Below are 26098 nucleotides of genomic sequence, written 5' to 3' on the forward strand. Positions count from 1 at the left end.
CGGCGGGAATGCGATGGGGTACGCCCGAGTTCCACCAGACGTAGCTGTTCCGCGTGATCGGAGAGACTCACATGGCAACCGTCGAGCTGACCACGGCTAATTTCGACCAGGTGACCGAGGGCAACGGCATCGTGCTGGTTGACTTCTGGGCCGACTGGTGCGGCCCCTGCAAGCGGTTCGCTCCGGTCTACGAGCGATCGTCCGACAAGCATGCGGACATCACCTTCGGCAAGGTCGACACCGAGGCGCAGCAGGAACTCGCCGCCAAGTTCGACATCCGGTCCATCCCGACCATCATGGCGATCCGCGACGGCGTGATCGTCTTCGCCCAGCCGGGCGCGCTGCCGGAGTCGGCCCTGGAGAACCTCATCGAGCAGGTTCAGGCGCTCGACATGGACGACGTGCGCAAGAAGCTCGCCGAGCACAAGCACTGATCTCACAGACACGATGGCCGGGCCCGTAGCGGGCCCGGCCATCGGCGTCCGAACGCCCACGTGACTCCGGGCCTCGTCACAGCTGGGACACGGCCCGTCGATAGGGCCGCTTGAACGCGCGCCGGTGCCGTAAGTTCAGCGGACGATGGATGCGTTGACGAGCCGCGGCCGTACGGCGCGGGTGGCGGTGACGGCACTCGGCCTCGCCGTCCTGCTCGCCGGCACGATCTGGGGGGTGGACGACCACTTCCCGTTCGGCCCCTTCCGGATGTACTCCACCTCCGATCCGGCCGACGCGGACGCCCCGGACACCCGGGTGGAGGGGGTCGACCTGAGCGGCAACCTCGTCGACCTGGGCGAGCGAGCGACAGGCATCCGCCGAGCCGAGATCGAAGGCCAGCAGAGCCGGTACGTCGCCGACCCCAGCCGGTTGCGCGAGGTCGCCGAGGCGTACGACCGGCGCCATCCCGACGCACCGGAACTGACCGAGGTCCGGATCGTCATCCGGTGGCACGACATCACCGACCGTCGGCCCACCGGTCGATGGGTCGACGAGACCGTCGTCAGCTGGCAGGTCACCCGATGAGTCGCTGGCTCACCGAAGCGGTGCCGCGCGGTCGGGTTGCCGCGTTCCGCACGCTCGTCTACCTCTTCGTCGCCGCCGACCTGGTCGTCTTCACCCCCTGGGTACGCGACCGCGTCGACGTGCCCGGCAACCTCTACCAACCGCTCTTCGTCGGGCGGGTACTGCCGCTGCCCACCCCCACCGCGACGCTGGTGAGCGTGATCTTCTGGGCCCTGCTGCTGCTGGCCCTGCTCGCCGCGACCGGACGGGCCCCCCGACTGCTCGGCTGGACGGTCTTCGCGCTCTACCTGGAGTGGATGATCATCGCGATGAGCTACGGCAAGGTGGACCACGACCGGTTCGCCCTGCTCGTCGCGCTGGCCGTGCTACCCACTGCGGGCTGGGCCCGGCACGGCGACCCGACCAGGACGGAGGCCGGCGGCTGGGCGCTGCGGGTCACCCAGATCTCGGTGGTCTGCACCTACTTCCTGGCCGCCTGGGCGAAGTTCCGCTTCGGCGGCCTGGACTGGGCGACCGGCTCGGTGCTCGCCAAAGCGATCATCCGACGCGGCACCGACCTGGCGGACCTGATCGCGCAGGTGCCCCACCTGCTGCTCGTCGCCCAGTTCGGCATCCTCGCCTTCGAACTGCTCAGCCCCCTGGTCTTCGTGCTGCCCGAACGCTGGCGGCTCGCCACGGTCGGCTTCTTCTACTCGTTCCACCTGGTGACCATCGCGACCATCACCATCTCGTTCGCACCACACCTGGTCGCCATGACCAGCTTCCTGCCGCTGGAGAAGGTCCGCCCGCTCGTCGCAGTGCGACGGCTCCTGGCCCGCAGGTTCACGCCCGACCGGCGACGGCTCGGCTCGGATCCGCTGTCGGCCGACACCCAGCCGGTACCGGATCCGGCAACGCCCTGACCGGCCCACGATCCCGTGCGCCGTACGACCCGGAGCGGGCAGGCATTCGTGCGAGGTGTCAGCCGGCGGATGGGCCGTAGAGGCGGTCCCGGGTCTCCTGGGGCAGCGAGCAGGCGGCCGTACCGCCCGGCATCCGGTGCCGGTTGCGGGCCACCCAGCGGTACGCGGGCCAGGCGGCGGCGCGTACCGGCGGAATCCGTAGCCCGGCTCCGGCGATCCGCCACCCACGGCCGCTGCTGGCGAGCAGCGCGGCGATGGCGTCCGGACCCGCGGCCCGGCTGCCGTCGGCACCGACCCACTGCACCGCCTCCTCGCATTCCGCCTCGGTCAGGCCGAGCAGGTCGAGGTCGGCGAACTGCCACGGCACCACCCGGGCACCGGTCGGGATCCGGCGCTCGATGAACTCCGCGCAGCTTGTGCAGAAGGCGCAGTCCCCGTCGTAGACGAAGGTCGACATGCCCTCATCCTCCCCCCACGCCGGCCGACACACACGCGGGTGTCCGGTGAGTCACTTGCACGCCACTAGGACATGTGTTCGAATACTGGCCATGCGCTGGGACAACCTGACCGCTCCCCCGGTCGAGGGAGATCCCGGACGGGCAGCGCCAGCGACGCCACCCCTGCCGCTGGCGCTGCCCGAGGCGGTCGTCCGCACCTTCGACACCCCCGATTTCGCCGGCATGACCTTCTACGAGGTGCGCGCCAAGTCGATCCTCAACAAGGTTCCGGGCACCTCCCGCGTCCCGTTCGAGTGGACCGTCAACCCGTACCGGGGATGCAGTCATGCATGTTTATACTGCTTTGCCCGAAATACTCACACCTACCTTGACTTCGACGCCGGGGCGGACTTCGACAGCCGGGTGGTCGTCAAGGTCAACGCGGGTGAGCTGCTGCGCCGTGAGCTGGCCGCACCGCGCTGGCGCGGCGCGCACGTGGCGATGGGCACGAACGTCGACTGCTACCAGCGGGCCGAAGGGCGCTACCGGCTCATGCCGCCGATCATCGAGGCGCTGCGCGATTTCGCCAATCCGTTCTCCATCCTGACCAAGGGCACCCTGATCCAACGTGATCTTCCGCTGCTGCGGCAGGCAGCCGAGGTCGCTCGGGTGGGCGTCTCCTTCTCGGTCGGGTTCGTCGACGAGCGACTGTGGCGCTCGGTCGAGCCCGGCACGCCGAGCCCACGCCGCCGGCTCGACGCGGTACGCCGGTTCGCCGACGCCGGCTTCGAGGTGGGCGTACTGATGGCGCCGATCCTGCCCGGTCTCTCCGACTCGGACGAGTCCATCGAGGCCACCGTGGCGGCGATCGCCGCCGCGGGCGCGGCCAGCGTGACGCCGCTTGCGCTGCACCTGCGTCCCGGCGCCCGCGAGTGGTACGCGCGGTGGCTCGGGCGGGAGCACCCCCAGCTGGTTCCGCGCTACCGGGAGCTGTTCCGGGCGGGCGCGTACGCGCCGCAGTCCTATCAGCGGGAGCTGACCGCCCGGGTCCGCATCGCCGCCCGCCGTCATGGGCTGATCCGGGCCGAGGCCGGCGAACACCGTGCCGCGCCGCCGCCAGCACCAGCACCAGAGCAGCTGAGCCTGCTCTGAACGGGGCGCGGCGGGGCGGGGGAGGCTGAGTGTTGCCGAATGGTCGATCGGGGCAGCCTGGCGGCGACGCGGCTACAGTCGTCGGATGCGTTCCGCCAAGCAGATCCTCGCCGACGCCGCTGTGATCGCCGTAGTCGGTGCGTCCCGCGATCCGTTCAAGGCTGCTCACCGCGTACCGCTGGAGATGCAGCGGCACGGCTGGCGCATCATTCCGGTCAACCCGACCGCCGACGAACTCTTCGGCGAGGCGGTGTACCGGTCCCTGGCCGACATCCCGCACCCGGTCGATCTGGTCGACGTGTTCCGGCCGGCCGACGACGCCGTGGAGGTGGTGCGGCAGGCGGTGGCGATCGGCGCCCCGGCGGTGTGGTTGCAGCTCGGCATCGTCTCGCCGCAGGCCCGGCGGATCGCCGAGGAGGCCGGGATCGACTACGTGGAGGACCGCTGCCTGATCGTGGAGCGGGCCAAGGCCGGGCTGACCCGCCGGAGCTGAGCGCTCAGAGCTTGTACTCGCGGAGCAGGCCGCGGGAGATGATCGTTTTCTGGATCTCCGAGGTCCCCTCGCCGATGAGCAGGAACGGGGCTTCCCGCATCAGCCGCTCGATCTCGTACTCCTTGGAGTAGCCGTAGCCGCCGTGGATGCGGAACGCCTCCTGGACGACCTCGGCGCAGTACTCCGAGGCGAGCAGCTTCGCCATCCCGGCCTCGACGTCGTTGCGCTGGCCGGCGTCCTTGAGCCTGGCCGCGTTGACCATCAGGGCGTGCGCGGCCTCGATCTTCGTACCCATCTCGGCCAGCTTGAAGGCGATGGCCTGGTGCTTCGCGAGCGGCTCACCGAAGGTCCGGCGCTGCTGGGCGTACCCGACGGCCAGTTCGAAGGCCCGGATGGAGATGCCGCAGGCCCGGGCGGCGACGTTGACCCGGCCTACCTCGATGCCGTCCATCATCTGGTAGAAACCCCGGCCCACCTGGTCGGCACCGCCGAGGACGGCGCTGTCGGGGACGGTGACCCCGTCGAGCACCATCTCGGTGGTCTCGACGCCCTTGTAACCCATCTTCTCGATCTTGCCGGGGATGGTCAGGCCCGGGGCTGTCTCGCCGAAGCCGGGCTCCTTCTCCAACAGGAAGGTGCTCATGTTGCCGTAGACCGAATCGGCGCCGGTCTCGGTCCGGACCAGGGTGGCCACCACCGACGAGTACGCGCCGTTGGTCAGCCACATCTTCTGGCCGTCGATGACGAAGCGGTCGCCGTCGCGGACCGCCTTCGACTTGATCGCCGAGACGTCGGAGCCGCACTCCGGTTCCGACATGGAAAAGGCGCCGCGCACCTCGCCGGTGGCCATCCTCGGCAGCAGCCGGGCCCGCTGTTCGGCGGAGCCGTGCTGAGAGATCAGGTACGCCACGATGAAGTGTGTGTTGACGATGCCGGAGATCGACATCCAGCCCCGGGAGAGTTCCTCCACCACCAGGGCGTAGGTCAGCAGGGACTCGCCGAGACCGCCGTACTCCTCGGCGATGGTGAGCCCGAACAGGCCCATCTCCTTCATGCCGTCGAGAATGTCGGTCGGGTACTCGTCGGCGTGCTCCAGGCGTTGCGCGTGCGGAATGATCTCCTTGTTCGCGAACTCCCGGACGGTCTCCAGGATCGACTGCTGCTCGTCGGTCAGGCCGGGCGTCTGCGCGAGTCGAGCCATCTCAGCCTCCGGAAAGTCAGCGCGCCTACTCACTGGTAACTAAACGCTCGATCAGTATCGTCGCCCGAGCCGGGACGGCCAAGGTGAGCAGTCCACACAACCGCTGTGAAAAGCTTCACCGCTGCGGGTAGCGTCCCGCACAGAGGGCCTTCCCACCAGGGCGGACGGGCCGCGCGGGACCCGTAGGGCGGAACGGAGGAGGAGAGCGTGGGCCAACCACCGGAGCCGGACCAGCCACCGTCGCCCTACGAGCCACCGCCCGGCGGGCAGCAGCCGCAGTACGGCCAACCGTACGGGCAGCAGGGCGAACAACCGGCGTACGGACAGCCGGCGTACGAGCATCCGGGGCAGCCGCCGCACGGCCAACAATGGGGTCAGCAACCCCCGTACGCACCACAGGTGCCCTACGGGCAGTACGGACCGCCGACCGGCCAGGGCGGCGGACGCGGCACCAACGTGCTGGCCGTCCTGTCGCTGGTCTTCGCCTTCGTCTTCGCCCCCGCCGGCATCGCCCTCGGTCACCTGGCCAGGCGGCAACTGCGTACCAGTGGCGAGGACGGCGCGCAGCTGGCCACCTGGGGCCTGATCCTCAGCTACATCTTCACCGGCCTCTTCCTGCTGGCCTGCTGCGGCTGGCTGGCACTGGCGATCTGGGCCGGCTCCGACGGCACCAGCACCTGAGCCCGTTCAGCGGAACTGGGCCTCCCGGACGCTGTTGCCGCCGTCGACCACAAGCATCTGCCCGGTGATGTACGACGCGGCCGGCGAGCAGAGGAACGTGATCGCCGCAGCCACCTCGTCGGGGGTGCCGGGGCGTCCGACCGGCGTACCCAGGCCCTGTTTGATCTCGGCCATGGTCGAGGCCGCGGTGTAGATGGTGCCCGGGGCCACCGCGTTGACCGTCACCCCGTCGGCGATCATCTCCATGGCCAGCGCCCGGGTCAGGCCCACCACACCCGCCTTGGCCGCCGCGTACGCAGCCTCGGTGGGCAGCGCGTTTACCGGACCGGCGGTGGCGGCCAGGTTCACGATCCGGCCCCAACCGCGCTCGGCCATACCGACGATGAAGGCCCGGCTGCACAGGAAGGCGGTGGTCAGGTTCCGGTCGATCTCACCCTGCCACTCGTCGTAGCTGAGCTGCGCGACCGGGCGCAGCACCTCCGGGCTGGCCCGGCTCGCCAGGCCGGCGTTGTTGACCAGCACCTCGACATCACCGAGCTGCTCGGCCACCGCATCGGCCAGCGCGCCCACCTCCGACTCGTCGGTGAGGTCGGCGACGAAACCGGTGACCCCGAGTTCGCCGGCCCGCTCATGGATGCGCCGGGTGGTCGACACGATCGCCACCCGGGCGCCGAGGTCGGACAGTCGGCGAGCGGTGGCGTACCCGATGCCGTCCGGGCTGCCCGCTCCCGTCACCAGCGCGACCTTGCCGTCAAGCCGCATGGTCACCGGTTCCGGCAGCGGCGCCGGAGCATCCTGGTCGCCGGGCTCCGGTGCCGCGGCCGGGCGTGGTCGCCGGCTCATGCCCGGTCGGCTGACGTCCCGTCTCGGTCTGTTGCCGGAACGGTCCGCCGCACGCGCGTCAATCACCATGCCGAGATCCTGCCCTTCCCGCCGCTGTCGGGCAACGCGCCCACGGTGCCGGGCGCGTCGCGGGGTGCGCGGCGGTGACTACCCTGACTGCGCCACATCATCGCGACGGAAGAGAAGCCCGATGACGCAACCCCCGCCGGCCGGCGGCTGGCCCGACCCCGCATCGACCGGCCAGCCGTCCGGCCCACCCGCCGACCCGACCCTGCCGGTCAGCCCGCAGCCACCGATTCCACCCCAGCCTTCCGGATACGAGCCGTATCAGCCGCCGACCGACCCGTACGCCGGGATGAAGTCGGACCCGGCCGCCGCGCCGTACCCCCCGGCCGGCTACCCGCCGGCTCAGCCCGCCGGTTACCCGCCGGCCCCGCCCGGCTACGGCTATCCCCCGCCGGGCTACGGCTACCCGCAGCAGAAGACGAACACCATGGCGATCGTCGCCCTGGTCCTTTCCCTGATCGGGATCGGCTCATGTATCACCGCCCCGGTCGGCGCCATCATGGGGCATGTGGCCATGCGCCAGATCCGGGAGACCGGTGAGAGCGGCGAGGGGATGGCCAAGGCCGCCATCATCGTCGGCTGGATCCTCACCGGCCTGCTCGCGCTGGTGATCATCGGCTACGCCATCGCGATCGCCTTCGCCATCGCGAACTCGTCCTCCACCACCTAACCAGCGACGCCCGCCCCGACCGAGGTCGGGGCGGGCGCGGGGTGGATGGTACGGCTACTCGGCCGGCGGCTCGAACGTCGTGGTGCGGATCATGCCGGCGGCCCGGCCCTTGGCAGCGATCACCAGCGCCATCTTGCGGGAAGCCTCGTCAATCATCTCGTCGCCGAGCATCACCGCGCCCAGTCGGCCACCCGCCTCCGAGGTGTAGTGCTGGTACGCGTCGAGGATCAGTTCGGCGTGGTCGTAGTCGGCCTGAGCCGGCGAGTAGACCTCGTTCGCGACGTCGATCTGCCCGGGGTGCAGCACCCACTTGCCGTCGAAGCCGAGCGCCGCCGACCGCTTCGCCACCTCGCGGAACGCGTCGGTGTCCCGGATCTGCAGGAACGGGCCGTCGATGGCCTGCTTGTCGTGCATCCGAGCGGCCATCAGGATGCGCATCAGGATGTAGTGGTACGGGTCGCCCGGGTAGTCGGGAATGAGGGCGCCGACCACCAGCGACTTCATGTTGATCGAGGCCATGAAGTCGGCCGGCCCGAAGATGATCGTCTCGACGCGTGGCGACGCGGCGGCGATGGCGTCGACGTTGACCAGGCCGGCCGCGTTCTCGATCTGCGCCTCGATGCCGATCCGGCCCACCTCCAGGCCGAGGGTCTTCTCCAGCTGGGTGAGGGTCATGTCCAGCCACTGCACCTGCGCCGCGTCCTGCACCTTCGGCAGCATGACGCAGTCGAGGTTGGCCCCCGCCCCCTCCACCACGTCGATGACGTCCCGGTAGGTCCACGGGGTGGTGAGGTCGTTGACCCGGACGACCCGGGTCTTGCCGGTCCAGTCGCCTTCGTTGAGCGCGGCCACGATGTTCTTGCGGGCGTCCGGCTTGGCCAGTGGCGCGACCGCGTCCTCCAGGTCGAGGAAGACCTGGTCGGCCGGGAGTCCCTGGGCCTTGCCGAGCATCTTGACGCTCGATCCGGGTACGGCCAGGCAGGATCGGCGGGGACGCCCAACAACGGCCATCGGCGGCGCTCCTTCCGGGTACGGCAGGTCCGCCGTCCCTTACTTAACGATCCCAAAGGTGCTTGTGACGCCACGGTAACCTCGTGCCGTGACCGCGGTGAATGGACCTGTGGAAGATGTCACTGACCCTCGACTGGTCGTCATCACCGGAGCGAGTTCCGGCATCGGACTGGCCGCCGCCATAGGTCTCGCCTGCCGGGGTGACCGGGTCGTCCTGGTGGGCCGGGATCCGGCCCGGCTGCGGGCTGCCGCCGACGAGGTCCGCGAGGCCTCCGGGGAACGGCCCGAGGTGTTCCGCGCCGACTTCGCCGTCCTCGACGACGTGCGGCAGCTGGCCGAGCGGCTGCGCGCCGCGTACGACCGGATCGACGTGCTCGCCAACAACGCCGGCGCGATCGTGCTTCAGCCGATCACCACTGTCGATGGTTTCGAGCTGTCCGTCCAGGCCAATCACCTGGCCCCCTTCCTGCTCACCAACCTGCTGGTCGACCGGGTACGCCGAATCGTGGTGACCGCCTCCGGCGCGCACCGCAGCGGCACGCTCGACCCGAACGACCTCAACGCGTCGCTGCGCCGCTACCGCCCGATATCCGCGTACGGCACCAGCAAGCAGGCGAACATCCTGTTCACCGCCGAGGCCGCCCGGAGATGGCCGCGGGTCGACTCGTACTGCTTCCACCCCGGAGTGGTCCGGACCCGCTTCGGCAACGAGAGCCGGGTGGTCGCCCTGGGCATGCGTCTGCTGCCGTTCCGCAGCCCGGCCAAGGGTGCGCAGACGCTGGTCTGGCTGGCCAACCAGGACCGGTCCCGGCTGCACAACGGCGGCTACTACTTCGACTGCCGGCCACGTCGCCCCTGGCCCAAGGCGGCCGACCCGCGACTCGCGGCGCGGCTCTGGGCGGCCAGCGCCGCCGCGGTGGGCATCCCGGACGGGCCGGGCCACCCGGGGCGCCCGGCCTGAGGTCGCATCGGGCGAGCAACCGGGTCGCCCCGCTCGGCAAACATTGCGATACTCCGCGCCATGACCGTCGCCGAGGGCGTCAACCTGCAAGTGCTGGGCAAGGACGAGGAACTGGCCGCCCGATTGGATGCGGAGCTGACCAGCTTCAACCAGCGAGCCACCGGCGCCACTGACGAGGCCGAGCTGTCCGTACGGGTCACCGCCGCGGACGGCGAGCTGGTCGCCGGGTTGACCGGCTGGAGCTGGGGCACCTGCGCGGGGATCAACATGGTCTGGGTCCGTGCTGATCGCCGTGGCGAAGGCTGGGGCGGCCGGTTGCTGGCGGCGGCCGAGCAGGAGGCCCGACGGCGCGGCTGCGCCGAGATCTCGGTCGCCTCGTTCTCGTTCCAGGCTCCGGGCTTCTACCGCCGGCACGGCTACCTCGACACCGGTCGTCGGGAGGGCATTCCGGGTGGTCACGTCGACCACCAGTTCTGGAAGTCGCTGGTCACCGACCCGGCCGCCGCGGTGCGCCTGGTCGCGCTGGTGGAACTGCCCGACGGCGCGGTCGAGGTCGGGCAGCGGTACGAGGACACCGTGCTCGCCCTGCTGCCACGGCACGGTGGTCGGCTGGAGCGGCGGCTGCGTACCGGGGACGGGCGTACCGAGGTGCACGTCATCCGGTTCGACACCCGGGCCGGCTACGAGGCGTTCCTCGCCGACCCGGAGCGGACCGCGCTGCGGGTGACGCTCGGCGAGGCCGCCCCGCGCACCCGGGTGCTTGAGGTGCACGAGGTGTGACCGGCGGCCGGGACGGCGCCGCCAGACTTGACCGATCAGTCAACGACTGTTTGAATTAGACTGAGCAGTCAAGTCTGGGGAGTGAGTCGTGGCTCGGGACACTCGGGAGCGCATCGTCGCGGTGGCGCGCGACCTCGTTCACGGCGCCTCGCTGGCCGAGGTGAGCACCGAGGAGATCTGCAAGGCGGCAGGTGTCCACAAGGGGAGTCTCTACCACTTCTTTCCCTCCAAGGAGGCGCTCGGCGGGGCCGTGCTGGACCGCAACTGGGAGATGTTGCACGCCGTGCTGGAGGAGGCCTTCGTCGCGGACGTACCGCCGCTGGAGCGCATCGACCGGTTCGTCGACAGCTTCGTGCGGATGCTCTCGCTCATGCGGGAGAGGTTCGGCGCGACTCCCGGGTGCCCACTCGGCGGCCTGGCCGCCGAGGTGGCCGGTCACGGTGACGACGGCCGAGCCCGGGCGGGGCGGGTGCTGTCCGGCTGGACGGGCTATTTCGCCACGGCCATCAGCGAGGCGAAGGGGCGCGGGGACGTGCCGACCGACGTCGACGCCGACAGTGCCGCGACCCGTGCGCTGGCGCTGATGCAGGGGCTGGCGCTGCTGGCCAAGGCGCACGACGACCCGGCCCTGGTGCTGCTCGCCAAGGCCGACATCCGGCTGCTACTGCGGGCGTCTGGCTGACCCTCGCCAGCGACGAGCGCCCGTTCGTCATGCACGTTGACTTGACCGATCGGTCAATTACGGAGGAGATCCCATGTCGCAGTCGACCACCAACGCGGGCGAGAAGTACCGGTTCACCCGCTTCCGCACCGCCCTGCTGCTCGACGATCTGACGTTCGACCGGAATGCTCCCGCACCCGGTGACCGGATGCCGGCTTTCGACCTGCCGACCCTGGGCGGCGGCCGGTTCACCGACGCCGACCTCGGTCGCCTGCCGGTGCTGATGGTCTTCGGTTCACGGACCTGCCCGGTCACCGAGAGCGCCGGGCCGGTGTTGCGCGCCCTGCACCGCGACTTCGGTGACCGGGTGCGGTTCGTTCTGGTGAACACCCGCGAGGCACACCCAGGTGAGCGGTTCGGTCAGCCCCGGACCGCCGAGGACAAGTGGCGGCATGCCGAGGAGTTGCGCAAGCATCACGGGGTCGCGTTCGAAGTGGCCGTCGATGACCTGGATGGCGGGTTGCACCGGGCGATGAGCCCGAAGCCCAACTCGGCGTACCTTCTCGACACCACCGGCGTGATCAGGTACCGGGCCCACTGGGCCAACGATGAGCAGGGCCTGCGAACAGCGCTGGCCGCGATCGCGGCCGGGGTTACTCCGCCGCGCGGACGCAGCCGTGCCATGGTCGGGCCGCTGCTGCGCGCCGTCGGTCACCTGCCCGAGGTGGTGAGCTTCGCCGGCGGTCGGGTCGAACGTGACATCTGGCTGGCGGCCACGCCGCTGGCCGTGCTCGGACGGGTCTCCCGCCTGTTCCGGCGGCTGCCGAAGGACCGCCGAGGTATCGCGGCGGCAGCGTTCACCGGTGCGGTTGTCGTCCTGGCCGCCGCCGTGGTCGCGGTGGCGTCGTGACCGCCGAGACGGGCCGCGGCGATCCGTCCACCGGCAGCGGGGCCGGGTCGGAGGTTAGCCGACAGCTCAGTCGCGGACCGGTGCCGCGTCCGCCGGCACCGCCGTGGTGACCCGTGTCGTACGCCGGGCCGTGCGGGCGCTGGACAACACCACCACGGCTACACCGACCAGCAGCAGCGACAGACCTGGCAGGGTCACCGGGTCGGGCAGCTGCCCCAGCCACGCCCAGCCGATCAGCGCGGCACCGGGCGCCTCCAGCAGGATCAGCACGCTGACCGTGGTGGCCGAGACCCGCCGCAGCGCGTAGCTGAACATCGAGTGGCCGAGCAGTTGCGCCCCGCCGACCAGGGCGAGCACGGCCAGCCAGGTGCCGGTGTCGAAGCCGCTCAGCGGCACCCCGCCGACCAGGCAGACCACCAGCAGGATCAGTCCACACACGCTGTAGCAGATGGTGGTGTAGGTGGCGTTGCTGACGGTGACCCGGGCCCGCTCCCCCAGCGCGGTGTAGACAGCCGCGAACAGCCCACCGGTCAGCGCCAGCAGATCGCCCGCGAAAGCCTGGCCGGAGACCGTGAAGTCGGCACCGGTCGCCAGCACCGCCCCGGCCACCGCCACCCCGATGCCGGCCCAGACACCCACCGGCAGCCGGCGGCCCTGGGCCCGGGCGATCAGCCCCTGCCAGACCGGCTGGGTGGCCACCAGCGCCGTTGCCGCGGCCACCGAGGTGAGCTTCGCACTCGGCATCCAGGTGGCGAAGTGCGCCGCCAGCGCCACCCCGGACAGGACACAGAACATGCCCTCGCGACGGCCGACGCCGGTGGCCACGAAGCGGAACTCGGACCGTCGCCGGGTCAGCGCGAACGGACTCAGCACGGCGACCGCCAGCACGTTGCGCCAGAACGCGACCGCCAGGGCGGGCGCGGCGGCAAAGGCGATCAACGGCGCGGATGACGAGACGGCGAAGACGGCCACGGCAAGTGCCGCGCCGGTGACCAGGTCGAGCGGCGGACGGTGAGGTTCGGGTGCCACGAGGTGCAATCTTCACACGTCACGGGGGCGCCACTTTCCGTCAACGTTCGGTTACGATCGTGCCCGTCCTCACCAGGGCCCCTCCCCGTCCGCCCGGAGGCGTTCCCATGCCCAGGTTCCGGGCGGTGCTGTTCGACTTCTTCGGCACGTTGACCCGTCCGGTCCAGCGTGGCAAGGGTCACCTCAGCACCGCCGAACTGCTCGGCTGCCCGCCGGCCGCCTTCCTTGAGGTGCTCGACCGCACGTTCTACGACCGCGCCAGCGGGCGCTTCGACACCGTCGAGGCGACCCTGCGCTGGGTGTGCGAGCAGGCCGGCGTACACCCTCCGGCGGAGGCGTTGCGGGCTGCCGCCGCCGCCCGGCACCAGGCAGTACGCGCGGACACCCGGCTACGGGACGAGGCCGTGCCGACCCTACGGGCGCTGCGGCGACGGGGCTTACGGACCGGCGTGATCAGTGACTGCACCCACGAGCTACCGGCTTTCCTGCCTGAGCTGGCGATCGCCCCGCTGCTCGACGTCCGGGTGTTCTCCGTGCAGGTGGGGCGATGCAAGCCGGACGCGAGCCTCTATCTGGCCGCCTGCGCGCGGCTGGGCCTCTCTCCGGCAGACTGCCTCTACGTGGGTGACGGCGGCAGCCAGGAGTTGACAGGTGCGCAGCGCGCCGGTCTGAGCGCGGCCCGGCTCGCCTCGCCCGACCTCGCCGACCATCTGGTGTTCAATCTCGACGCCGCCTGGGCCGGCCGGACACTGGGGTCCCTCCGCGAGGTGGTCGACCTGGTCGACGAGGCTCCCAGCCCGGTCGGCGCACCGTGGTAGCCACGCACGTGCGCCGGGCCGGCGTCGCCTCGGCCGACGACGGGTCAGCGACGCCGGACACGGTGCAGCCGGAACGGCCGGCGAGTGGCCCGGACGGCCGGCGTCGGTCGAGGCGGCTCGGCCAGCGACCCGGCCGGTAGCTCGCCGCCGTGCGTCGGCTGGCCGACCGGCGCGAGCCGCACCAGGGCGCAGTCGTCAGCGGCCCAGCGGGCGACGAGTTCGGAGGTCGGTCCAGGCGCGTTCAGCCGTTTGGCCCCCACCAGCGGGGCGAGCGTGTCCCACTGCTCGGTGCCGGGTGTCAGCCGGCTGACCCGCGCCGGCCAGGTGACGATCCGGCCCCCGTGGTCGCCGCGCAGGGTCACCTGGACCTCGTCGGCCTCGGCCAGCCCGGGCGCGGCCTGCTCGCCGGGGCCGCTGACCACGAACAGCGCCGCTTCCAGGGGTACGCACCACAGGGCGACTGGCGGGCGACCCGCCACCGCGGCCCAGGCCACCGAGGCCTTCTTCATCGCCTCTTCGACCAGGGGATGGTTCTCGCGCTCGTCGGTCACCGCGGCATCCTCTCTCATCCGGGCCGGTCCGCGTCGGCCGTCAGCCGACGAACGGCGGGACGAGGATCTCCCCCCGGGCCACCGGCATCACCTGACCTGCGACGCTCGTGCCCACCGCGACACCGCCGGCTGCGGTCACGACGCAGGCCAGCGAGGACGGTCGGCCCATCTCGACACCCTGCCGGACGGTGTACGACGATCGTCCCTCGCCGGGCAACAGGCCGCTGGCGACCAGCCACACCCCGAGACCGAGCGCGGCCGACCCGGTAGCCGGATCCTCGGGTACGCCGAGACCTGGGACGAAGACCCGGGCATGCGCGGTTTGGGTCGCCGGGTTCCAGGAGAAGACGCTGACATGCTCGATGCCGTACCGCCCGGCCGCCACCGGGTTCACCTGCGCCCGGGCGAGGGCGTCGGGGTGTACCGGCAGGAACGGGAACTCCAGGCCGCAGCCGGCGACCCGCGGCGCTGGACCGGGATAGTCCTCCGCGCCGAGCCCGACCATCTCCAGCAGCGGCTCCGGCTCCAGCTCGGGCCCGAGGGTGGGGCTGCCGCCGGTCAGGATGGCGGCACCCTCGCTCACCTCGATCGGCAGCACGCCGGCACCGCATTCCTGGTTGACCTGCCCGGTCGGGAACATCCCCCGGCGAGCGGCGGTGACCGCGGCGCCGACGCTGGGGTGGCCGGCAAACGGCAACTCGTCGACCGGCGTGAAGATCCGGGCCCGGTAGGTGGCGCCGACCTGGGTGGCGGGCAGCACGAAGACCGTCTCCGACAGGTTGAACTCGCGGGCCAGAGCCTGCATCTGGTCGGTCGCCAGCCCGTCAGCGCCGAAGACCACCGCGAGCGGGTTCCCGGCGTACGGACGGTCGGTGAAGACGTCCACGATCTCGTAAGCCAAGGTCGACATGTTGATAGACACTAGGCCCTTCGGGCGTACGTCGGGGTCAGTGCCGGGCCGTGCCGGCCCTGGAGCATCGCCGACCGGGTCATCGGCCCACCCCCTAGGCTGGTGCCCGTGAGCACGCCGACCCGGGTGTACATCGCCCGACTTGCCGGAGTCGCCGTCTTCGACCCCAACGGCGACCAGGTCGGCCGGGTACGCGACGCGGTGGCCCGGCTGCGCGCGAGCCAACGGCCGCCCGAGGTCGTGGGTCTGGTCGCCGAGATGCCGATGCGGCGACGGATCTTCCTCTCCATCAACCGGATCACCTCGATCGACGCCGACGCCATCGTGCTGGGCAGCGGCACGTTGAACCTGCGCCGGTTCGAGAAGCGGCCCAACGAGTTGCTCGTCCTCCAGGAACTGCTGGACCGCCGGGTACAGGTCGCCCCGGAGGGCCGGGCGGCGTCGGTGGTCGACGTGGCGATGGAGTGCAGTCGTAGTGGCGAGTGGTCACTGACCCGGGTGGCGGTCCGCGAGCAGACCGGTCGGTTGGCTCGCCGGGGCCACCTGCATCAGGTCGAGTGGAATCAGGTACGCGGGCTCAGCGGGGTGGCGGAGACCCGGGGTACGGCCAACCTGCTCGCCGTACTGGAGGACATGCGTCCGGCGGACCTGGCCAACGCGCTACAGGATCTGCCCGACGCGCGACGCAACGAGGTCGCGGCGGCCCTGGACGACGAGCGGCTCGCCGACGTGCTCAGCGAACTGCCCGAGCACGACCAGGTGGAGATCCTCGCCGCGCTGGACCGCGAGCGGGCCGCCGACATCCTGGAGGAGATGGATCCGGACGACGCCGCCGATCTCCTCGGTGAGCTGCCGCCGCCGGAACAGGACGTGCTGCTCGACCTGATGGAGCCGGACGAGGCCGATTCGGTGCGTCAGTTGCTGAAGTACACGCCGGGCACGGCGGGCAGCGTGATGACGTCCGAACCGGTCATCCTGCCCCCGGACGCGACGGTGGCGGAGGCCCTCGCGCGGATCCGGGAGCCGCAGCTCTCCCCGGCGGTGGCCGCGCAGGTGTTCGTGACCCGGGCGCCGATGGCCACCCCCACCGGCCGCTATCTGGGCATGGTGCACTTCCAGCGGTTGCTCCGGGAGCCCCCGGCGGATCTGCTCGGCGGGGTGGTGGTCAACGACATCGATCCGCTGCGCCCGACCACCCCGCTGCCGGAGATCACCCGTCGGATGGCCACCTACGATCTGGTGGCCATGCCGGTGATCGACCGGAACAACCGGCTGGTGGGCGCCGTCACCGTCGACGACGTGTTGGATCACTCGCTGCCGCGGGACTGGCGGGACCGGGACGCGGCACCGGGCGGCCTACCGAACGGGGCGACGACCTCGACCGTTCCGGAACCGGCGACGGACGGTGGCCATGACTGAGCAACGGCGCGCGGAACGGCTGGACCTGCCACGGGAGCCCCGGGGATTCAAGCTGCCCCGGGTGGACCAGGAGACGTTCGGACGCTGGGCCGAGGGCATCGCCCGTGGCATGGGTACGGCGAACTTCATCGTCTACATGACGCTGGTGATCAGCGCGTGGTTCCTCTGGAACACCCTCGCCCCGGCTGGGATGCGTTTCGACCCGTACACCTTCACCTTCCTCACCCTGGTCCTCTCCATCCAGGCGTCGTACGCGGCGCCGCTGATCCTGCTGGCACAGAACCGCCAGGCCGACCGCGACCGGGTGGCGATGGAGGAGGACCGGCGTCGGGCGACCATGCAGAAGGCCGACACGGAGTACCTGGCCCGGGAGATCGCCGCGCTGCGGATCGCGCTGGGCGAGGTGGCCACCCGGGACTTCGTCCGCTCCGAGCTGACCCGGCTCGCCGAGGAGTTGGACGAGGCGGCGCAGCGGCGTCAGCGGCTGGAACGCCGGCACCGGGACGAGCCGGCCGCCCGGACCGGCGGTGACGGGTTGGACGAACCCCGCGACGAGGTGGACGGCGACCAACCGGGTGACGGTCGTCACGACCGGGCGACCTCCCACCGCCCGGAGAGCTGATCGACTCGCTCACACCACTGTGACCGGCACCGGTGGCGGCCCGCTGCCGACGTAGCATTACGGGCATGTCAGCTCCCGTCAGCACCGTCAACGACGCCGTCATGGCCGCCCTGGCCACCGTCAACGACCCGGAGATCCGCCGGCCGATCACCGAACTCGGCATGGTGCGTTCCGCCGAGGTCGGCGAGGACGGCGTGGTCCTGGTCGAGTTGCTGCTGACCGTGGCCGGTTGCCCGCTGAAGGACAAGCTGCGTTCGGACATCACCGCAGCCGTGGGCGCGGTGAGCGGGGTCAGCCGCGTCGAGATCGAGTTCGGTGTGATGAGCACCGAGCAGCGCCAGGGCCTACAGGCGAAGCTGCGCGGCGGCGGCGCGACCGCGGAGCCGGTGATCCCGTTCGCCCAGCCCGGTTCCCGCACCCGGGTGTACGCGGTGGCCAGCGGCAAGGGCGGCGTCGGCAAGTCCAGCGTGACGGTAAACCTGGCCGCCGCGCTGGCCGCCCGGGGCCTGTCCGTCGGCGTGGTGGACGCGGACATCTACGGCCACTCCGTGCCGCGGATGCTCGGTGCGGACGGCCTGCCCACCCGGGTCGAAGACATGATCATGCCGCCGCAGGCGCACGGGGTGAAGGTCATCTCGATCGGCATGTTCACCGCCGGCAACGCCGCCGTGGTCTGGCGTGGCCCGATGCTGCACCGCGCGTTGCAGCAGTTCCTCGCCGACGTCTACTGGGGCGACCTCGACGTGCTCCTGCTCGACCTGCCCCCGGGCACCGGCGACGTGGCGATCTCCCTGGCCCAGCTGCTGCCGAACGCCGAGATCCTGGTGGTCACCACCCCCCAGGCCGCCGCCGCGGAGGTCGCCGAGCGGGCCGGCGCGATCGCCCTGCAGACCCACCAGCGGGTGGTCGGTGTGATCGAGAACATGTCCTGGCTGGAACTGCCGGACGGCTCCCGGATGGAGATCTTCGGGGCCGGTGGTGGTCAGACGGTGGCGGATTCGCTTACCCAGACCATCGGCGCGCAGGTGCCACTGCTGGGCCAGGTGCCGCTGGACACCCGGGTCCGGGAAGCGGGCGACGAGGGTAACCCGATCGTGCTCGCCGAGCCGGATTCCCCGGCGTCGAAGGCGCTGGGTCAGGTGGCCGACCGACTCGCCCTGCGCCGCGAGTCCCTGCTCGGCAAGCCGCTGGGCCTCAAGCCGGCCGGGCGCTGATACCGACGGCCCGCACCGGCCCTTCGTCGAGGATGGCGTTCGCGTCGGCCCCGGCCGACGCCGCCGTTCGCTGAGTCGGCTCGCGACCCGACCGGGTCGTTCGACCCGGGCCCGACCGGTGATTGTCAGGTGACGTCGTCGTAGCTGACCGCGCGGGGGGCCGGGGCGGGGCTGGCGGTGCTCACCGGCGCCGGGCCGGGCCGGCGCGGGTCGGCCGAGTTCGCGACATCCTTGAGCTCGTCATGCACGCCGGTGACGTCCGCTCGCAGGCCGTCGTAGACGCCCTGAAGCGGTTTCCGGATCGCCTGCTCGTCCTCCTCGCTGAGCAGATGCTTACGGATGAACGCCTTGGGGTGCAGGTCCTCCAACTGGATGTCGGTGCCCAGCTCCTTGCTCAGGTCGGTGGTGGCGCTGCGGGCCATGTTGCGGAGGTTGCGCACCATCCGCAGTCCGTCACTGATCACCACCGGCAGCCGGTCGCCGAAGATCAACAGCGCCAGCAGCAGCAGCGCTCCGACCTCCCACACGTTCAGGTTCTCGAACATCCTCGGTCCCCCTTCCCCCGGCTACCGCAGCCAGAGTACGCACGTCGGTGCCGCTGCCAGAAGGGGGTGAGAGGTCACTTCGCGTCCGCGGCGAGGGTGACCGAGGCGTTCTGCCGGGTCGAGCCCCGGCGGTACTCGACCGTCACCACCGATCCGGGCGCGTACTTTCGGACCAGGGCGATGAGATCGGTCGGCTCGGTCATCGGGCGACCGTTGAGCTTCAGGATCACGTCACCGGCGCGCAGTCCGGCACCAGCGGCCGGTCCGGACGGCTCGACCGTCGCGAGGCGTACGCCGGTGCCGTTGGCGCCCGAGCCCGGCCCGCCGACCTGGGCGCCGATCACCGTACGCCGGGCCTTTCCGGTGCCGATGATGTCCTGGGTGATCCGTTTCGCCTGATTGATCGGGATGGCGAAGGCAAGGCCGATGTTGCCGGCCTCCTGCCCCTCGGCGACAAGGGACTTGATCGTGGAGTTGACGCCGATGACCCGCCCCGCCGCGTCTACAAGCGGGCCGCCCGAGTTTCCGTGGTTGACCGCGGCGTCGGTCTGGATCGCGGCGTAGTAGCGCGTCGGGCCGCCCGGCTCACCGGCGTGCATCGTCCGGTCCAGGGCGCTGACGATGCCTGCGGTGACCGTGTTGGCAAGCGACAGCGGCGAACCCATCGCCAGCACCGGGTCACCGACGGCCAGGGCGTCGGAGTCGCCGAACTCGACCGGACGCAGCCCGGTGCGGGAGACCTTGATCACGGCGATGTCGGACTCCGCGTCCTGGCCCACCACCGTCGCGGAGGCCGAGCTGCCGTCGTTGAAGATGACCGACGCCTTGCCGGTGCCGCCGGCCACCACGTGATCGTTCGTGATCACATGCCCGTCGGCGCTGGCGATGAAGCCCGAGCCCTCGCTGGTCCCACCCAGACCGGCGACCCGGACGGTGACCACGCTGGGCAGTACCCGCTCAGCGACGCCGGCCAGCGACTCCGGCGGACGTTGGGCGAGCGTGGGCGCCGCACCGGGGACCGCCCCCAGGACCGCCCCACCGGCGCCATTACGGATCGCGAACGCGTAGCCGAGCGCACCACCGAGCGCGCCGGCCAACAGGGCGGTCACCAGCGGAATGAGCAGGAGCTGCTGAAGTCTCGGCCGGCCAACCGCGTCCGGGTCCACGACCGGCTCCGGCTCGCTGCCGGCCTCCGGGGCAGCGGGCAGCACCACCGCCGCCGGAGCGTGCGGATCCCGCCACGGATCGGTGAGCGCGTCGGACCACCACGGCGACGCGGTGTTGCCGCCGTCCTGCGGTGTCGCCGGCCCACCGGCCGGCGGATGTCCGGCCGCCGGCTGCCCGGCCGGTGCTCCGCCCACGCCGGGCTGGCGCCAGTCCCAGCCGTCGGTCACTCGGTGCCTCCCACTCCCGTCCCCGGCATCCACGCGTCCGCGATCCGGCGCGGGCCACGGGATACCGCTTCCAGGATTGCACGGATGCGCCGCGTGGGGTCAGCGGTTGTCACCGCGGGTGGATGCCCCGCTGCGCTCAGGACGGGCCGCCTTTAGAGTCACAGTGCCCATCCGCCCTGCGCATCATGCTCGTCGCCCGGAGGTGCCCCATCGCCACGGTCGCCGGTTCCGGCAGTTCGACGAACCCGGCCCTGCAGTTCGCCGAGTCGTACGTCACCGAGGACCTCGTCCTACGGACCGCACGCAGCCTCGCCCGCGAGGTCGGCCTGAACGCGGTCACCGCGGGCGCGGGTGCCGCGTTGCGCCTGCTCGCCGCCGCCGGCAACGCCCGCGCGGTGGTCGAGATCGGCACCGGCACCGGCGTCAGCGGCGTCTGGCTGCTGCGCGGCATGCGGGCCGACGGGGTGCTCACCACCATCGACGTCGAGGTGGAGCATCAGCGGATCGCCCGACGCATCTTCGCCGAAGCCGGCTTCGTCGCCGGCCGGACCCGGATCATCACCGGCCGGGCGCTGGACGTCCTGCCTCGGCTCGCCGACGGCGCGTACGACCTGGTCTTCGTCGACGCCGAGGTGACCGCCTTCCCCGCCTGCGTGGACGCCGCGCTCCGGCTGCTGCGGCCGGGTGGAGTTCTGGTGCTCAACGGTGCGCTGGCCGACGGTCGGATCGGCGATCCCGCCGCCCGCGACCAGGAGACGGTCACCGTTCGCGAGACGGTGAAGGCCATCCGCGAGTCGGAGCACTGGATTCCGGCGCTGCTGCCGGTCGGCCATGGGCTGTTGGCTGCGGTGCGCTGCTGAACCGACGCGGCCGGCCGCCTGGCGGGCCGGCAGCCGCACCGAGCGACCGACAGCGAGGCGGCCGACCCCGCCATGCCCAAAGTCAGTCCAGCGCCGCCAACCAGCGCAGCAGCCCGCGTACGCCCCAGCCGGTCGCGCCCCTGGTCAACTCCGCGTCGGCGCGTTCGCACCAGGAGGGTGCGGACATGTCGATGTGCAGCCAACGGTCGCGCAGGTCGCCGGTGAACTCCCGCAGGTAGAGGGCGGCCAGCACGGAACTGGCGCCCTGGGTCGGCGCGCTGTGCAGGTCGGCCAGGTCGCTGCCGAGGTGCTCGACGTAGTCGTTTGGCAGCGGCATCCGCCAGGCTGACTCGCCGGCCGAGCTGATCGCCGCCAGCAGTTCCTCGGCGAGCTGATCGTTGTCGCTGTAGAGGGCGCCGGTACGGGTGCCCAACGCCACCGAGTTGGCACCGGTCAGGGTGGCCAGATCGACAAGCAGGTCGGGCTGGAGTTCCTGCACGGCGTACGCCAGCGCGTCGGCGAGGACCAGCCGGCCCTCGGCGTCGGAGTTCGTCGTCTCGCTGGTCAACCCGCCGTAGTGCCGGATGACGTCGCCGGGCCGGAACGCGGCCCCGCTGACCATGTTCTCGGCCAATGGAGCGAGTGTGGTCACCCGGACCGGCAGGCCCAGCGCAGCGACGCCGAGGGTGGCCGCAACGACGGCGGCGGCACCGGCCATGTCCTTGCGCATCAGCTTCATCGCCGGCACGGGCTTGATCGAGATACCGCCGGTGTCGAAGGTGATGCCCTTGCCCACCAGGACCACGTGGGTGCGGGCTTCGGAGGGGTGCCAGTCCAGCTCGACCAGGCGTGGGCCGCTGGCCGATCCGCCGCCGACGGCGAGGATGCCGCCGAAGCCCTCCGCGGCCAGCTGCTCCGGCTCGCGGACCCGCAGCGTGAGCCCGGGCAGGTCGGTCACGGCCTCGGCGACCTGTTCGGCGAACCACTGCGGGTTCTTCACCGAGGAGGGCATGTTGGTGAGGTCCCGGGCCAGTCGGGTCATTCGGGCGGTGGTCCGCGCCACGGTGACGGCCTGCTCGTACGCCTCGGGGTCGGGGACCGCCAGGTCGACGTCGGTCAGCGAGGGGGCGTCGGGGTCCGCACCAAGCCGGAACCGGTACGACCCCAGCAGCAGCCCCTCGACCAGCCCGCGCACCGCCTCGGGTGCCACCCCGGCCGGGAGGGCGAGTGTGACATGAGTCTCATCTTTGGCCGTGCGCGCCAGCGCCGCACCGCCGGCCCGCCAGGCCGCCTCGTCCGCCGCACCGATCCCGAGCAGCAGCAGTCGGCGGGGAGCACCTCCGGGTCGCAGCTGCGTGTGCACCTCACCAGCGCGGCCGTGGAAGCGCGCCACCGGGATCAGTGCGGCCACCTCGTCGGCGACGCCGTCGGGTGGGGCCACTCCGGTTGGCATCGGCTCGGCCTGTGCGTCGTCGGTGGCTCCGGGTCGTACGGGCAGGACCAGGGTGTCGAGCCGGTCCGGCTCGGCGGTCAGACGGATGGCGAGCACGCGGAGCCGTACCTCCTGGAGACGGACGCGCGGTGGACTTGGCCCGCGCGAGGGTGTGACGGCTCTGAGCCACCGGTGGGACCGGTGGCTCAGAGCCAGGAACCAGACGAACTGTCCGCGGCGGCGAGCGTCGCCGACGCACCGGCCTCAATCAGCCGGCGGCCGCCTTCAGCGCGTCACCGAGAGCAGTCGCCTCGTCGGGAGTCATCTCGACGACGAGCCGGCCACCGCCCTCCAGCGGGACCCGCATGACGATGCCCCGGCCCTCCTTGGTGACTTCCAGCGGACCGTCGCCCGTCCGCGGCTTCATCGCCGCCATGTTGTCTCCCCTCAGACCTACACCAGGGTCGGTGGGTTGCCCCACAGCCACTTCGCCATGACCACCCGCAACTTGCACGTGGGTGTCGACCGACGATTTTCCCTGATGAACACCGCCGGACCCAAACCGAAGCAGCATTGATGTAACAGCATCTAGCTTATCCCTAGATGGCCTGTCACAATGTGCGGTCATGCAGGCACGGTCGGCACTCTTCGACCTGTACGGCGACCACCTCCGGCCACGGGGTGGTCGCGCACCCGTTGCCGCGCTGGTCAAGCTACTGGCGCCGCTCGGGATCGCGCCCCCCGCCGTACGGACGGCGGTCTCCCGAATGGTGCGCCAGGGCTGGCTCGAACCGATCAGACTGGCGTCCGGTCCCGGATATTCGATCACACCGAAGGCGGCCCGCCGACTGGACGAGGCCGCCTCCCGGATCTACCGCACCGGTCGGGTCAGCTGGGACGGGCGTTTCGACCTACTGGTGCTGGACGCGCCGAGCGCACGCCGGGACCGCCAGCGACTCGCCGCCAACCTCCGGTACCTCGGCTACGGCACCCTGGACGAACAGACCTGGGTGGCCACCCGTCCGGCAGAAGACGTCGACCTGTTGCTCAGCGAGGCGGGCGTACGCTTCGAGCGGTTCAGCGCCGCGCACGCCGCCGGCACGCCGGGCGCGATGGGCCTGGTCCGCCGGGCCTGGGACCTGGCCGAGATCGGCCGGGCGTACGAGGAGTTCGTCGCCGAGCAGCGGACGTTGCTGACCGGCGTCACGGCCCGCAGTGGCGACGAGGAGGCGTACGCGGCCCGGTTCCGGCTGGTGCACGCATGGCGTACGTTCCTGTTCCGGGATCCGCAGCTGCCCCCGGCGCTGCTGCCCGAACGCTGGCCCGGTATCGCCGCAGCCAGCTTCTTCGACCGCCACGCGGCCCGGCTCCGGCCGGCCGCCGACCGGTACGTCGAGCTCTGTCTCGACGGTGGACACCGGATCGCCCGACAGAAGGGTCGCCAGACGTGACCGAGCCGCTGCTCGTCGACCGCACCGACGCCGTCGTCACCCTCACCCTGAACCGCCCGACGGCGATGAACTCGCTCGACGTGGCGCTCAAGGAGGCGCTGCGGGACACCCTGGCCGAACTGGAGTCCGACCGTGGCTGCCGGGCGGTGGTGCTGGCCGGGGCGGGTGGGTCGTTCTGCGCCGGCCAGGATCTGCGCGAGCACGTCGAGACCCTCCAGGCGGGTGACGGCAACCCGCTGGACACCGTCCAGGCGCACTACAACCCGATCGCCGCCCGGCTGGCGAGCCTGCCGAAGCCGGTGGTGGCCGCCGTCCGGGGCATGGCCGCCGGGGCGGGTGCCTCGCTGGCCTTCCTGGCCGACATCCGCATCGGGGGCCCGTCCACCAGCTTCCTGATGGCGTTCGCCAAGGTCGGGCTGGCCGCCGACACCGGCGCCTCGTGGACGCTGCCCCGGCTTGTCGGCCACGCCAAGGCCGTCGAGCTGCTGATGCTGGCCGAGCCGGTACGCGCCGAGGAGGCCTGCCGGTTGGGGCTGCTCAACCGGATGACGGACGACGACGAGCAGGTGCTGCCCACCGCGCAGGAACTGGCCGCTCGGCTCGCCGCCGGACCGACGGTGGCCTACGGGGCGATCAAGCGTCAGCTCTCCGTCGCCGACGCCGGCACCCTGGCCGACGCGCTGGCCGCCGAGGCGCAGGCGCAGGCCATCTGCGGCGCGACCACGGACCACCGGACCGCCACCATGGCCTTCGTCGGCAAGCAGAAGCCGGTCTTCGAGGGCCGTTGACCCGCCGCCGGTCGGTCAGTCGTCCTCTTCCGGATCCTGGTTCGCCTCCGCGCCGAGCACGAACGCCTGCATGGCCAGTTCGTCGCCGGAGGGTGAGACGAAGGCAGGCAGCTCCCGGGGGCCGAGCTCCTGCACGTACGCCCAGAACAGCCGGACCGCCTCGGCCGGCGAGTCGGCCTCGATCGGCAGATCCAGGCTGACCAGCCAGGTGCGGCGCTGCGGCGCCGGGCCGAGCCGGTCGACCAGTTCGCGGAACGTCGCCGCGTCGAGGGCCGTGACCGGCCCGCCGAGGGCCAGCGCGTCGGCCGCCACCGGCTCGTCGAAGGCCCGCCGGGTGTACGCGACCACAAGCGTGTCGGGTGCCCGGTCGGACTGCGGGTCGTCCGGGTCCTCCGGACGTCGGGCGGCCGGGCCGGCGACCCGGCCCACCGCCACCAGCCGCGGTGGCTCGTCGGCCAGCACCGCGACCTGGTCACCGGGGCGGGGCAGGCTGGTGCCGTCCAGCCCGGTCAACTCAAGCGTGTCGTGGTGGACGAGCCGTTCGGCGTCGTACCGTCCGGCGGGCAGGAGCACGGCCCAGGTGCCCGTGCCGTCCGCCTGGCTCGCCCCGTTCACCCGGTGTGCGGTGTCGGTCGTCATGCCCTCATCCCATCACGCCCGTCGCGGATGTCACGACGTGGCAGCCCGTCAGATGGTCGTCGACCATCCCGGTGGCCTGCATCAGCGCGTACGCCGTCGTCGGGCCGACGAACCGGAAGCCACGCTTCTTGAGCGCCTTGGCCATGGCCGTGGAGGCGTCGGTCAGCGCGGGCACGGCGGCCGCGGAGCCCGGTCGGGCCCGACCGGGTGGCGGGGCGAAGGACCAGAGCAGCGCGGACAGCCCGTCCGGAAGGTCCTGTGCGGCGCGCGCGTTCGCGATCGCAGCTTCGACCTTGGCCCGGTTACGGACGATGCCGGCGTCGGCGAGAAGTCTGGCCACGTCGGCCTCGCCGTAACCGGCCACCGTGTCGATCCGGAACCCGGCGAAGGCCGCCCGGAAGGCCGGCCGCTTGCGCAGGATGGTCAGCCAGGACAGACCCGACTGGAACGCCTCAAGCGTCATCCGCTCGTAGAGGGCGTCGTCACCGTGCAGCGGGCGGCCCCACTCGGTGTCGTGGTAGACCGCGTAGTCGGGAGTGCTGGCACCCCACCCGCACCGGGCCAGTCCGTCGGCACCGATCACCAGTTCAGTCACGGCATCAAGGCTAGGCCCGGTGTCCGACAGCCGGCCGCGCACC

The 26098-nt window shown here is 71.5% G+C and carries 31 protein-coding genes; 18 read left to right on the forward strand and 13 right to left on the reverse strand.

What is annotated here, in order from left to right; all coding sequences use genetic code 11:
- The first annotated feature begins 71 nt into the window (after nt 1-71).
- The 3 genes from trxA (at nt 72) to O7624_RS12550 (ending at nt 1922) form a co-directional block, all read left to right on the forward strand.
- On the forward strand, nt 72-434 hold the full coding sequence (gene trxA / locus O7624_RS12540) for a thioredoxin (RefSeq protein WP_093408323.1): 363 nt from the start codon (nt 72-74) through the stop codon (nt 432-434).
- 145 nt (nt 435-579) lie between these two features.
- The gene (locus O7624_RS12545; RefSeq protein ID WP_093408326.1) at nt 580-1020 is read left to right on the forward strand and encodes a hypothetical protein; all 441 of its coding nucleotides are present in this window, start codon (nt 580-582) and stop codon (nt 1018-1020) included.
- Nucleotides 1017-1922: an MFS transporter permease gene (locus O7624_RS12550; protein WP_282240118.1), complete on the forward strand. Its 906-nt coding sequence runs from the start codon at nt 1017-1019 to the stop codon at nt 1920-1922. Before O7624_RS12545 ends, O7624_RS12550 begins: the two co-directional genes overlap by 4 nt.
- A gap of 58 nt (nt 1923-1980) precedes the next feature.
- On the opposite strand, the gene O7624_RS12555 is transcribed toward O7624_RS12550, so the two are convergent.
- Nucleotides 1981-2379, reverse strand: a complete 399-nt coding sequence (locus tag O7624_RS12555) for a DUF393 domain-containing protein (RefSeq protein WP_282240119.1) — start codon at nt 2377-2379, stop codon at nt 1981-1983.
- 91 nt (nt 2380-2470) lie between these two features.
- On the opposite strand from O7624_RS12555, the gene O7624_RS12560 reads away from it, so the two are divergent.
- Together O7624_RS12560 and O7624_RS12565 are read left to right on the forward strand one after the other, a co-directional pair.
- A complete protein-coding gene (locus tag O7624_RS12560; protein WP_282240120.1) occupies nt 2471-3511 on the forward strand; it encodes an Rv2578c family radical SAM protein in 1041 nt (346 codons plus the stop codon).
- A gap of 85 nt (nt 3512-3596) precedes the next feature.
- Nucleotides 3597-4004 carry a CoA-binding protein gene (locus tag O7624_RS12565; protein WP_282240121.1) on the forward strand — a complete coding sequence of 136 codons (408 nt, stop codon included), beginning with the start codon at nt 3597-3599 and terminating at the stop codon, nt 4002-4004.
- Nucleotides 4005-4008: 4 nt separating this feature from the next.
- Here the strand turns inward: O7624_RS12565 and O7624_RS12570 are convergent, their stop codons facing one another.
- Complete coding sequence (locus tag O7624_RS12570) at nt 4009-5205, reverse strand: acyl-CoA dehydrogenase family protein (protein WP_282240122.1); 1197 nt, start codon at nt 5203-5205, stop codon at nt 4009-4011.
- 207 nt (nt 5206-5412) lie between these two features.
- On the opposite strand from O7624_RS12570, the gene O7624_RS12575 reads away from it, so the two are divergent.
- Nucleotides 5413-5886 (forward strand): DUF4190 domain-containing protein, encoded by a 474-nt coding sequence (locus tag O7624_RS12575; protein ID WP_282240123.1) that lies wholly within the window; start codon nt 5413-5415, stop codon nt 5884-5886.
- A 6-nt stretch (nt 5887-5892) separates the two neighbouring features.
- On the opposite strand, the gene O7624_RS12580 is transcribed toward O7624_RS12575, so the two are convergent.
- Entirely contained in the window at nt 5893-6729 is an 837-nt protein-coding gene (locus O7624_RS12580) for an SDR family NAD(P)-dependent oxidoreductase (protein ID WP_170863549.1), read from the reverse strand.
- A 190-nt stretch (nt 6730-6919) separates the two neighbouring features.
- On the opposite strand from O7624_RS12580, the gene O7624_RS12585 reads away from it, so the two are divergent.
- Complete coding sequence (locus tag O7624_RS12585; RefSeq protein WP_093408343.1) at nt 6920-7465, forward strand: DUF4190 domain-containing protein; 546 nt, start codon at nt 6920-6922, stop codon at nt 7463-7465.
- A gap of 54 nt (nt 7466-7519) precedes the next feature.
- Here the strand turns inward: O7624_RS12585 and O7624_RS12590 are convergent, their stop codons facing one another.
- Complete coding sequence (locus O7624_RS12590) at nt 7520-8476, reverse strand: CoA ester lyase (RefSeq protein ID WP_282240124.1); 957 nt, start codon at nt 8474-8476, stop codon at nt 7520-7522.
- A gap of 109 nt (nt 8477-8585) precedes the next feature.
- On the opposite strand from O7624_RS12590, the gene O7624_RS12595 reads away from it, so the two are divergent.
- From O7624_RS12595 to O7624_RS12610, 4 genes are all read left to right on the forward strand, one after another.
- Complete coding sequence (locus O7624_RS12595) at nt 8586-9437, forward strand: SDR family NAD(P)-dependent oxidoreductase (protein WP_282240616.1); 852 nt, start codon at nt 8586-8588, stop codon at nt 9435-9437.
- A gap of 60 nt (nt 9438-9497) precedes the next feature.
- Nucleotides 9498-10217, forward strand: coding sequence for a GNAT family N-acetyltransferase (locus O7624_RS12600; protein WP_282240125.1), 720 nt, complete (start codon nt 9498-9500; stop codon nt 10215-10217).
- A gap of 88 nt (nt 10218-10305) precedes the next feature.
- On the forward strand, nt 10306-10899 hold the full coding sequence (locus tag O7624_RS12605) for a TetR/AcrR family transcriptional regulator (RefSeq protein WP_282240126.1): 594 nt from the start codon (nt 10306-10308) through the stop codon (nt 10897-10899).
- A gap of 73 nt (nt 10900-10972) precedes the next feature.
- Nucleotides 10973-11788, forward strand: a complete 816-nt coding sequence (locus tag O7624_RS12610; RefSeq protein WP_282240127.1) for a hypothetical protein — start codon at nt 10973-10975, stop codon at nt 11786-11788.
- A 66-nt stretch (nt 11789-11854) separates the two neighbouring features.
- Here O7624_RS12610 and O7624_RS12615 read toward each other — a convergent pair whose 3' ends face one another.
- On the reverse strand, nt 11855-12817 hold the full coding sequence (locus tag O7624_RS12615; protein WP_282240128.1) for a DMT family transporter: 963 nt from the start codon (nt 12815-12817) through the stop codon (nt 11855-11857).
- A gap of 107 nt (nt 12818-12924) precedes the next feature.
- Between O7624_RS12615 and O7624_RS12620 the strand changes: the two genes are divergently transcribed.
- On the forward strand, nt 12925-13635 hold the full coding sequence (locus tag O7624_RS12620) for an HAD family hydrolase (protein WP_093408353.1): 711 nt from the start codon (nt 12925-12927) through the stop codon (nt 13633-13635).
- Nucleotides 13636-13679: 44 nt separating this feature from the next.
- Here the strand turns inward: O7624_RS12620 and O7624_RS12625 are convergent, their stop codons facing one another.
- Nucleotides 13680-14204 (reverse strand): hypothetical protein, encoded by a 525-nt coding sequence (locus O7624_RS12625; protein WP_282240129.1) that lies wholly within the window; start codon nt 14202-14204, stop codon nt 13680-13682.
- Nucleotides 14205-14226: 22 nt separating this feature from the next.
- Entirely contained in the window at nt 14227-15096 is an 870-nt protein-coding gene (locus O7624_RS12630; RefSeq protein WP_282240130.1) for a PhzF family phenazine biosynthesis protein, read from the reverse strand.
- A 108-nt stretch (nt 15097-15204) separates the two neighbouring features.
- Here O7624_RS12630 and O7624_RS12635 point away from each other — a divergent pair, with 108 nt between their 5' ends.
- The 3 genes from O7624_RS12635 to O7624_RS12645 all read left to right on the forward strand — a co-directional run bounded on the left by O7624_RS12635 (nt 15205) and on the right by O7624_RS12645 (nt 18351).
- Nucleotides 15205-16515 carry a CBS domain-containing protein gene (locus O7624_RS12635; RefSeq protein ID WP_282240131.1) on the forward strand — a complete coding sequence of 437 codons (1311 nt, stop codon included), beginning with the start codon at nt 15205-15207 and terminating at the stop codon, nt 16513-16515.
- The gene (locus O7624_RS12640; RefSeq protein ID WP_093408590.1) at nt 16508-17137 is read left to right on the forward strand and encodes a DUF1003 domain-containing protein; all 630 of its coding nucleotides are present in this window, start codon (nt 16508-16510) and stop codon (nt 17135-17137) included. The genes O7624_RS12635 and O7624_RS12640 overlap by 8 nt, the downstream gene beginning before the upstream one ends.
- A gap of 65 nt (nt 17138-17202) precedes the next feature.
- Nucleotides 17203-18351 (forward strand): Mrp/NBP35 family ATP-binding protein, encoded by a 1149-nt coding sequence (locus O7624_RS12645; protein ID WP_093408361.1) that lies wholly within the window; start codon nt 17203-17205, stop codon nt 18349-18351.
- A 125-nt stretch (nt 18352-18476) separates the two neighbouring features.
- On the opposite strand, the gene O7624_RS12650 is transcribed toward O7624_RS12645, so the two are convergent.
- Together O7624_RS12650 and O7624_RS12655 are read right to left on the reverse strand one after the other, a co-directional pair.
- Nucleotides 18477-18896, reverse strand: a complete 420-nt coding sequence (locus tag O7624_RS12650; RefSeq protein ID WP_282240132.1) for a preprotein translocase subunit TatB — start codon at nt 18894-18896, stop codon at nt 18477-18479.
- Nucleotides 18897-18970: 74 nt separating this feature from the next.
- Nucleotides 18971-20290, reverse strand: a complete 1320-nt coding sequence (locus O7624_RS12655) for a trypsin-like peptidase domain-containing protein (protein ID WP_282240133.1) — start codon at nt 20288-20290, stop codon at nt 18971-18973.
- Between the two features lie 185 nt (nt 20291-20475).
- Between O7624_RS12655 and O7624_RS12660 the strand changes: the two genes are divergently transcribed.
- Nucleotides 20476-21150, forward strand: a complete 675-nt coding sequence (locus O7624_RS12660; RefSeq protein WP_232511370.1) for an O-methyltransferase — start codon at nt 20476-20478, stop codon at nt 21148-21150.
- Between the two features lie 82 nt (nt 21151-21232).
- On the opposite strand, the gene O7624_RS12665 is transcribed toward O7624_RS12660, so the two are convergent.
- Together O7624_RS12665 and O7624_RS12670 are read right to left on the reverse strand one after the other, a co-directional pair.
- Nucleotides 21233-22699: a leucyl aminopeptidase family protein gene (locus tag O7624_RS12665; RefSeq protein WP_282240134.1), complete on the reverse strand. Its 1467-nt coding sequence runs from the start codon at nt 22697-22699 to the stop codon at nt 21233-21235.
- Between the two features lie 151 nt (nt 22700-22850).
- The gene (locus O7624_RS12670) at nt 22851-23018 is read right to left on the reverse strand and encodes a DUF3117 domain-containing protein (protein WP_013283866.1); all 168 of its coding nucleotides are present in this window, start codon (nt 23016-23018) and stop codon (nt 22851-22853) included.
- A gap of 190 nt (nt 23019-23208) precedes the next feature.
- Here O7624_RS12670 and O7624_RS12675 point away from each other — a divergent pair, with 190 nt between their 5' ends.
- Both O7624_RS12675 and O7624_RS12680 read left to right on the forward strand, forming a co-directional pair.
- Nucleotides 23209-24033, forward strand: coding sequence for a PaaX family transcriptional regulator C-terminal domain-containing protein (locus O7624_RS12675; RefSeq protein WP_093408370.1), 825 nt, complete (start codon nt 23209-23211; stop codon nt 24031-24033).
- Nucleotides 24030-24821 (forward strand): enoyl-CoA hydratase-related protein, encoded by a 792-nt coding sequence (locus O7624_RS12680; RefSeq protein WP_093408372.1) that lies wholly within the window; start codon nt 24030-24032, stop codon nt 24819-24821. Before O7624_RS12675 ends, O7624_RS12680 begins: the two co-directional genes overlap by 4 nt.
- A 15-nt stretch (nt 24822-24836) precedes the next feature.
- Here the strand turns inward: O7624_RS12680 and O7624_RS12685 are convergent, their stop codons facing one another.
- Nucleotides 24837-25460: a hypothetical protein gene (locus O7624_RS12685; protein ID WP_282240135.1), complete on the reverse strand. Its 624-nt coding sequence runs from the start codon at nt 25458-25460 to the stop codon at nt 24837-24839.
- A gap of 4 nt (nt 25461-25464) precedes the next feature.
- Complete coding sequence (locus O7624_RS12690; protein WP_282240136.1) at nt 25465-26055, reverse strand: DNA-3-methyladenine glycosylase I; 591 nt, start codon at nt 26053-26055, stop codon at nt 25465-25467.
- Between the last annotated feature and the right edge of the window lie 43 nt (nt 26056-26098).

The organism is Verrucosispora sp. WMMD1129 (genome assembly GCF_029581255.1).
GTDB lineage: Bacteria > Actinomycetota > Actinomycetes > Mycobacteriales > Micromonosporaceae > Micromonospora > Micromonospora sediminimaris.